Origin of the sequence: Methyloversatilis discipulorum (assembly GCF_018780585.1) — a bacterium.
In the GTDB taxonomy this organism is placed as follows: Bacteria; Pseudomonadota; Gammaproteobacteria; order Burkholderiales; family Rhodocyclaceae; genus Methyloversatilis; species Methyloversatilis discipulorum_B.
Genome location: NZ_JADMJL010000013.1, coordinates 82,360 through 89,235 on the forward strand (window position 1 = coordinate 82,360; position 6,876 = coordinate 89,235).

Sequence of the window (6,876 nt, forward strand, 5' to 3'; positions counted from 1 at the left end):
GCTCAGGCGCCGGCGATCCGCATGCGGTCGATCAGCACCGAGCCGCTCTGCTTCGAGCCGCGCACCAGCGCGTCGGCGCCGACTTCCTGTATGCCCATGAACATGTCGCGCAGATTGCCGGCGATGGTGATTTCCTGCACCGGGTAGGCGATTTCGCCGTTCTCGATCCAGTAGCCGGCGGCGCCGCGCGAATAGTCACCGGTCACGTAATTGACGCCGTGGCCCAGCAGTTCCGTCACCAGCAGACCGCGCTTGATGCCGCGGATCAGCTCTTCCAGGCTCTTCCTGCCCGACTGCAGGATGAGGTTGTGCGAGCCGCCTGCGTTGCCGGTGGTTTCCATGCCCAGCTTGCGCGCCGAATAGGTGCTCAGGAAATAGCCGTTCAGCACGCCACCCTGCACCACTTCGCGGTCGCGCGTCGCCACGCCGTCGTCGTCGAACATGCCGGAGCCCATCGCGCCCGGCAGGTGCGGCCGCTCGGAAATGTTGATGTGCTTCGGAAAGATCTGCTTGCCCAGGCTGTCGAGCAGGAAGGAGGACTTGCGGTACAGCGCGCCGCCGCTGGTCGCCTGCACGAAATGGCCGAGCAGGCCGATCGCCAGCGGCGCCTCGAACAGCACCGGCACGCGCGTCGTCTTGACGCGGCGGGCACCCAGACGCGACAGCGCGCGGCGCGCGGCGTAATCGCCGATCGCCTCCGGCGCCGGCAGGTCGCGTGCATTGCGGCGGCTGCCGTACCAGTCTTCGCGCTGCATGCCGTCGCCCTCGCCGGCGATGACCGAGCAGCTGATGTACTGCCGCGTGCTGGCGTAGCCGGCCATGAAGCCCAGGCTGTTGGCGGAAACGAACTGTGACTGCTGGGCCGACACCGAGGCGCCTTCCGAATTGCGGATGTCGGGCGACACGCCGAAGGCGGCGTCCTCGCAGCGGCGGGCCAGATCGATGGCCTGTTCGACCGGCAGTTCCCACGGGTGGAACAGGTCGAGGTCGCGGAACTCGGTGGCCAGCAGCGACTTGTCCGGCAGGCCGGCCGCGTCGTCTTCGGCGGTGAAGCGGGCGATAGACAGCGCGGCATCGACGGTGGCGCGCATCGCATCCAGCGAAAAGTCGCTGGAACTGGCGTAGCCGCGGCGCTGGCCGACATAGACGGTGACGCCGATGCCCTTGTCGCGGTTGTACTCGATGGTTTCGACCTCGCCGCGGCGCACGGTGACCGACTGGCCGAAGCCTTCGGACACGTCGACTTCGGCGGCAGTCGCGCCACCGGCGCGGGCATGATCGATGAGCTGTTGCGCGATGTCGCGCATGCTGGCGTCGGTATAGCTGAAACCCTGTCGGGACATGGCGGATTCGTGGTCGGGCAAAGGCTGCAATAATAGCCGCTTGCCACGCTCTGCCCCGTCCTCTGTATCCCAATGCACCCCAAATCGATTTCCACCACCGAAAACCCCGACGATCAGGATCTGCCGGACCGTCCCAGCAAGAGCCAGCGGAAGCGCGACGCCCATGTGCTGCAGGACATCGGTACGCAGCTGGTCGCGCTGTCGGCTGAACAGCTCAAGCGCATCGACATGCCGGAAAACCTGCGCATCGCCATCACCGAAGCGCAGCGCACGCGCAGCCACGAAGGCCTGCGCCGGCAGATGCAGTACGTCGGCAAGGTAATGCGCGGCATCGACACGGCGCCTTTGACCGAAGCGCTGGACGCCATCCACGGCCGGTCCGCCCGCGCGGTCGCGCGCGAACAGATGCTGGAGCGCATGCGCGAGCGGCTGATCGCCGACGAGCTCGTGCTGGGCGACATCGCCGCCCAGTGGCCGGGCGCCGACCTGACCCATCTGCGCACACTGCGTCGCAACGTGCTGCGCGAACGCGAACTGAACAAGCCGCCGCGCGCGTTCCGCGAAATCTTCCGCGTGCTGCGCCAGCTCGACAACGCGCAGAGCGGCGAAGACGACATCGAACCCGAACAGGACGAGAACGACGATGAGTGACACACAGGATCTGCTGACGGTCGGCCTGGTTTCCGTCTCCGACCGCGCATCGAGCGGCGTCTATCAGGACCAGGGCATCCCGGCGCTGAAGGACTGGCTGTCGGCCGCGCTGAAGAACCCGGTGCTGTTCGAAACGCGGCTGATCCCGGACGAACAGCCGCAGATCGAGGCGACGCTGATCGAACTGTGCGACAGCGCCGGCTGCGATCTGGTGCTGACCACCGGCGGCACCGGCCCCGCCCCGCGCGACGTGACGCCGGACGCCACCGTCGCCGTGGCACACCGGGTGATGCCCGGCTTCGGCGAACAGATGCGCCAGATCAGCCTGCGCTTCGTGCCGACCGCCATCCTGTCGCGCCAGACCGGCGTAATCCGTGGCAAGACGCTCATCCTCAACCTGCCGGGCCAGCCGAAGTCGATCAAGGAAACGCTGGAAGGCGTCAAGGACGCCGACGGCAGCCAGCTCGTGCCTGGCATCTTCGCCGCCGTGCCCTACTGCATCGACCTGATAGGCGGGCCCTACATCGAGACCGACGAAAACGTCGTGAAGGCCTTCCGCCCTAAATCGGCAATCCGCGCCGCGAAAACCTGAGCTCGCCGAGCCGCAGCGGCCGCGAGTCGCGCCCCCTTGTGGGAGCGGCCTTGGCCGCGACACGGCTACTGCAGTCCGCCGGCTTCGCTGCAGGCTGCCGTCGGGGTCAGAAGACCCCTCCCACAGAACCCCGGCCCAGGTTCCGGCCGCCGGTCTGGCGCACCTCCTGTGGGAGCGGCCTTGGCCGCGACGCAGCCACTGCGGTCCGCCAGCTTCGATTCATGCCGCCGTCGGGGTCAGAAGACCCCTCCCACAGAACCCCGGCCGGAGCTCAGGTCAATGTCGGGATCAGAGGGCCCCTCCCAACGAATTCCACGGCCAGTCCTCCGCCAAACCCGTCCTTACCGCACCAGAAACGGCAGATTGGCGGTCGCCACCTTGCCGATCCGGTCTGTCACCGTAATGAACAGCCGGTAGGCGCCGGGCACGTTCGGGGCGACGAAGCGCACGCTGCGCGCGTCGGCGTGCAGCACGCGCACCGGGATGCGCGGCGGCACGACCTCTTCGTCACCGCCGAGGCGCAGATCGGTCGCTTCGGCCCACACCGTCCATTCGGTCGTCAGCACCGAACCATCGGACGACTGCGCATCGACGCCCGCCGACACCTCGCCCCCCGCCCGGAACTCATCGGCCGCGATACCGATGCCGAGGATGCGCGGCGCCGCGGCCGTCGGCGGGCGTCCCCAGGCGACCGCCAGCGCGTCGGTCATCGCGGTCGGCCGGCCGACGTCGAGCAGGCTGTGCCAGGTCGCGGTCTGTTCCTGCTTCTCGCCCCACAGGAAGGGAAAGGCGGCGACGATCTGCGGCTGCCCGGCGACGAAGGCCAGCGCGTCGCGGAAGAAATCCGCCTTCTGCGTGCTGGTCAGCTCCACCGGCGCGCCCCAGGATTTGCGCCCGGCCTGCCACTGACCGAGCGGACCCAGCTCGGTCACCAGCACCGGCTTCGCGATGCCCAGCCGCTGCAGCCGGGCCGGCAGTTCGAAGATGGAACCGCCATACAGGTTCAGTCCCAGCATATCGACATCGGGGCAGCAGCCGGCAAGCGGCGCGAGCCAGGCGTCGCTGTTGTCGGCAACCACCATGACGGTCGGGTGCTTCGCGTCGAGCGCCTTCACCAGCGCGGCGACGCGGTTCACTTCGTTCCACAGCGGTCGCGGATCGCCGACGCCGGTCTCGATCTCGTTGCCGATCCCCCAGGCGAGCAGCGCCGGGTGCTCACGGTAGCGCCGCACGAAATCCGCGATCCGTGCGTCCTGGGCGGCGACGAGCCGAGCGTCGCGGTAGTTGAAGCCGTGGCGCGGATGGCCGAGCCACAGCCCCATCACCACCTTCATGCCCATCGTCTGCGCCGCATCCAGCACCCAGGCGTCGCTCTCGCGATAGACGCGCACCACGCGCGCGCCGGCATCGGCCAGCTTCTGCAGCGCCACGCGGTCACCCTCGAAGGCAGCGCCCTGCCAGGCGGGGTCGGCGGCGCGGCTGGGCAGCGGCAGGCACAGCAGTGCGACGAGCGTGAGCAGGGTCAGCGCCCGGGAAAGTTCACGGAATGCCATATATATATGCACGACGCCGCCAGCAGGCGGCCACGAAGCTGAGAGGCGCGGGGCCGTCCAGTGTTCCCGCAGCCTTGCCTTCATGCCGGGCACCGGGCGCGGACGGAGACGCACCCTTCTTCGTGAAGCCTCATCCCGTATTCGGTAGCATTGCCGGTCCTCCGCGGTCCGCGGCGACACAACGACAGAACCCGGTAAGAACGCATGTTGACAGGTGAACTCCGCAGCCAGATCGACGCCATCTGGAACGCCTTCTGGACTGGCGGCATTTCCAATCCGCTGGAGGTGATCGAACAGCTCACCTATCTGCTGTTCATCAAGCGGCTGGACGACGCCCACACGCTGGAAGAGAGCAAGGCGCTGCTGCTGAAGAAGCCGATGGCGGCGCGCATCTTCCCGGAAGGTCGCGACGAGCGCGGCCGGCCCTTCGAGGACCTGCGCTGGTCGCGCTTCCGCAATTTCGCGCCGGCAGAGATGTACGTGGTGGTCGGCGAGCACGTATTTCCCTTCCTGCGCACCGGCCTGCGTCAGGGCGACGGCTCGACCTACGCGCTGCACATGAAGGACGCCCGCTTCACCATCCCGACGCCCGGCCTGCTGGCCAAGGTGGTGGACCTGCTCGACGACGTGCCGATGGACGACCGCGACACCAAAGGCGACGTCTATGAATACATGCTGGGCAAGATCGCCAGCGCCGGCCAGAACGGCCAGTTCCGCACGCCGCGCCACATCATCCAGCTCATGGTGGCGATGACCGCGCCATCGCCGAAGGACACCATCTGCGACCCGGCCAGCGGCACCTGCGGCTTCCTGGTCGCCGCCGCCGAGCACGTGCGCGAGCAATACCCCGACCTGTTCCAGGACGAACTGGCGCGCGCCCACTTCCACCACGCCATGTTCCACGGCTACGACTTCGACAACACCATGCTGCGCATCGGCAGCATGAATATGGCGCTGCACGGCGTCGACAACCCGGACATCCGCTACAAGGATTCGCTGGCGCAGGACCACGCCGGCGACGAGGAAAAGTATTCGCTCATCCTCGCCAACCCGCCCTTCGCCGGCAGCCTCGATTACGAAAACACCGCCAAGGACCTGCTCGCGCTGGTCAAGACGAAAAAGACCGAACTGCTCTTCCTCGCCCTCTTCCTGCGCCTCTTGAAGCCGGGTGGTCGCGCCGCGGTCATCGTGCCGGACGGCGTGCTGTTCGGCTCCAGCAAGGCGCACAAAGAATTGCGCCGCATGATCGTCGAGGAGCACAAGCTCGACGGCGTGCTGTCGCTGCCCTCCGGCACTTTCAAGCCCTATGCCGGCGTATCCACCGCCGTCCTGCTGTTCACGAAAACGAATTCAGGCGGCACCGACCACGTGTGGTTCTACGACATGCGGGCCGACGGCTGGAGCCTGGACGACAAGCGCCAGCCGCTGCTCGCACCGGAACTGCTGGGCGTGCGTCCGGCGCGCGCGCTCGACGAAGCGGAGCATGCGAAGAACAACCTGCCGGACGCGCTCGCCCGCTGGGCCGACCGCACCGGCGGCGAACGCAGCCGCCCGCGCACCGCGCAGAGCTTCTGCATCCCGCGCGCCGACATCGCCGCCCAGGGCTACGACCTGTCGATCAACCGCTACAGGGAAGTGGTGCACGAAGCGGTCGAACACGAAGCGCCGCAGGTGATTCTGGCGAGGTTGCGGGCGCTGGAGGATGAGATATTGGAGGGGATGGAGACGCTGGAAGGGATGCTGGGGCGATGAGTAATTCGCTCATCTCTCTCGGTGAATTGATGGCTGAGAAAATCGGGACAATTGAGCCGAAGAAGTTTCCCGAGGAAACCTTTGATCTCTACAGTATTCCCGCGTTTGACTCGGGCTCTCCGGAAATCTTGCCCGGCGCGTCGATTGGTTCGGCTAAGCAGTTCGTGTGTTCCGGGGATGTACTGCTCTCCAAAATCGTCCCCCATATTCGAAGAGCGTGGGTTGTTGGCCCTGCAAACGGACGGCGGATCATTGCTTCGGGCGAATGGATTGTTTTCCGATCTGATCATGTTGACCCGGCGTACTTGAAACATGTGCTGCTCGGCGACCCGTTTCACGCACAGTTCATGCAGACGGTTGCGGGGGTGGGAGGCTCACTGTTGCGAGCCAGACCGGCGCAGGTGGCCAATATCCGTATTCCGCTCCCAAGTCTCGCCGAACAACGCCGCATCGCCGCCATCCTCGATCAGGCCGACGTCCTCAAGGCCAAGCGTCGGGAAGCCCTGGCGCAACTCGACCACCTCGCGCAGGCCATCTTCATCGACATGTTCGGTGATCCGGTCGAAAATCAGAGCGGAGGGGAGGCAGCCCGAATGGACGCGCTATGCGAGGTGACTTCAAGTAAGAGGGTTTTCGCCGACGAGCTTGTCGAGCAAGGGGTTCCCTTTTTCCGAGGCACTGAGATTGGGCAGCTCGGTGCAAACGAGGCTGTGAAACCTACGCTTTTTGTTTCGTCAGACCACTATGAGCGACTTAAAGCCGAAGCAGGGGTGCCGACCAGGGGCGATTTACTGCTGCCGTCAATTTGTCCGGACGGCAGAATTTATGAGGTGGAAAGGGATGATCCGTTCTACTTCAAAGACGCTCGTGTCCTTTGGATAAAGGCGAACGAAGCTCGAATTAGCAGCACTTATTTGAAGCACTATTTAAGGAAACGCTGATCAAAGCCACCCTTCCGGGATTTTTCGTCCGTGAGGCAGCAACT

6 protein-coding genes are annotated in these 6,876 nt (G+C 65.8%); 4 read left to right on the forward strand and 2 right to left on the reverse strand.

Features of this window, described 5'->3' with window-relative positions; translation table 11 throughout:
* Window positions 1-2: 2 nt before the first annotated feature.
* Window positions 3-1,343 carry a metalloprotease PmbA gene (gene pmbA / locus IV112_RS05620; RefSeq protein ID WP_304001668.1) on the reverse strand — a complete coding sequence of 447 codons (1,341 nt, stop codon included), beginning with the start codon at window positions 1,341-1,343 and terminating at the stop codon, window positions 3-5.
* Between the two features lie 72 nt (window positions 1,344-1,415).
* On the opposite strand from pmbA, the gene yjgA reads away from it, so the two are divergent.
* Window positions 1,416-1,994: a ribosome biogenesis factor YjgA gene (yjgA, locus tag IV112_RS05625; protein ID WP_304001669.1), complete on the forward strand. Its 579-nt coding sequence runs from the start codon at window positions 1,416-1,418 to the stop codon at window positions 1,992-1,994.
* On the forward strand, window positions 1,987-2,586 hold the full coding sequence (mog, locus tag IV112_RS05630) for a molybdopterin adenylyltransferase (RefSeq protein ID WP_304001670.1): 600 nt from the start codon (window positions 1,987-1,989) through the stop codon (window positions 2,584-2,586). Before yjgA ends, mog begins: the two co-directional genes overlap by 8 nt.
* A gap of 341 nt (window positions 2,587-2,927) precedes the next feature.
* On the opposite strand, the gene IV112_RS05635 is transcribed toward mog, so the two are convergent.
* Entirely contained in the window at window positions 2,928-4,139 is a 1,212-nt protein-coding gene (locus tag IV112_RS05635) for a hypothetical protein (protein WP_304001671.1), read from the reverse strand.
* 204 nt (window positions 4,140-4,343) lie between these two features.
* Between IV112_RS05635 and IV112_RS05640 the strand changes: the two genes are divergently transcribed.
* Both IV112_RS05640 and IV112_RS05645 read left to right on the forward strand, forming a co-directional pair.
* A complete protein-coding gene (locus IV112_RS05640) occupies window positions 4,344-5,891 on the forward strand; it encodes a type I restriction-modification system subunit M (protein ID WP_304001673.1) in 1,548 nt (515 codons plus the stop codon).
* A complete protein-coding gene (locus IV112_RS05645) occupies window positions 5,888-6,832 on the forward strand; it encodes a restriction endonuclease subunit S (protein ID WP_304001675.1) in 945 nt (314 codons plus the stop codon). The genes IV112_RS05640 and IV112_RS05645 overlap by 4 nt, the downstream gene beginning before the upstream one ends.
* The last annotated feature ends 44 nt before the right edge of the window (window positions 6,833-6,876 follow it).

Excerpts from the sequence above, each read along its gene's own strand:
- IV112_RS05640 (WP_304001673.1), top strand. The coding sequence starts at position 4,344 with ATGTTGACAGGTGAACTCCGCAGCCAGATCGACGCCATCTGGAACGCC.
- IV112_RS05635 (WP_304001671.1), bottom strand. The coding sequence starts at position 4,139 with ATGGCATTCCGTGAACTTTCCCGGGCGCTGACCCTGCTCACGCTCGTC.
- pmbA (WP_304001668.1), bottom strand. The coding sequence starts at position 1,343 with ATGTCCCGACAGGGTTTCAGCTATACCGACGCCAGCATGCGCGACATC.
- IV112_RS05645 (WP_304001675.1), top strand. The coding sequence starts at position 5,888 with ATGAGTAATTCGCTCATCTCTCTCGGTGAATTGATGGCTGAGAAAATC.
- mog (WP_304001670.1), top strand. The coding sequence starts at position 1,987 with ATGAGTGACACACAGGATCTGCTGACGGTCGGCCTGGTTTCCGTCTCC.
- yjgA (WP_304001669.1), top strand. The coding sequence starts at position 1,416 with ATGCACCCCAAATCGATTTCCACCACCGAAAACCCCGACGATCAGGAT.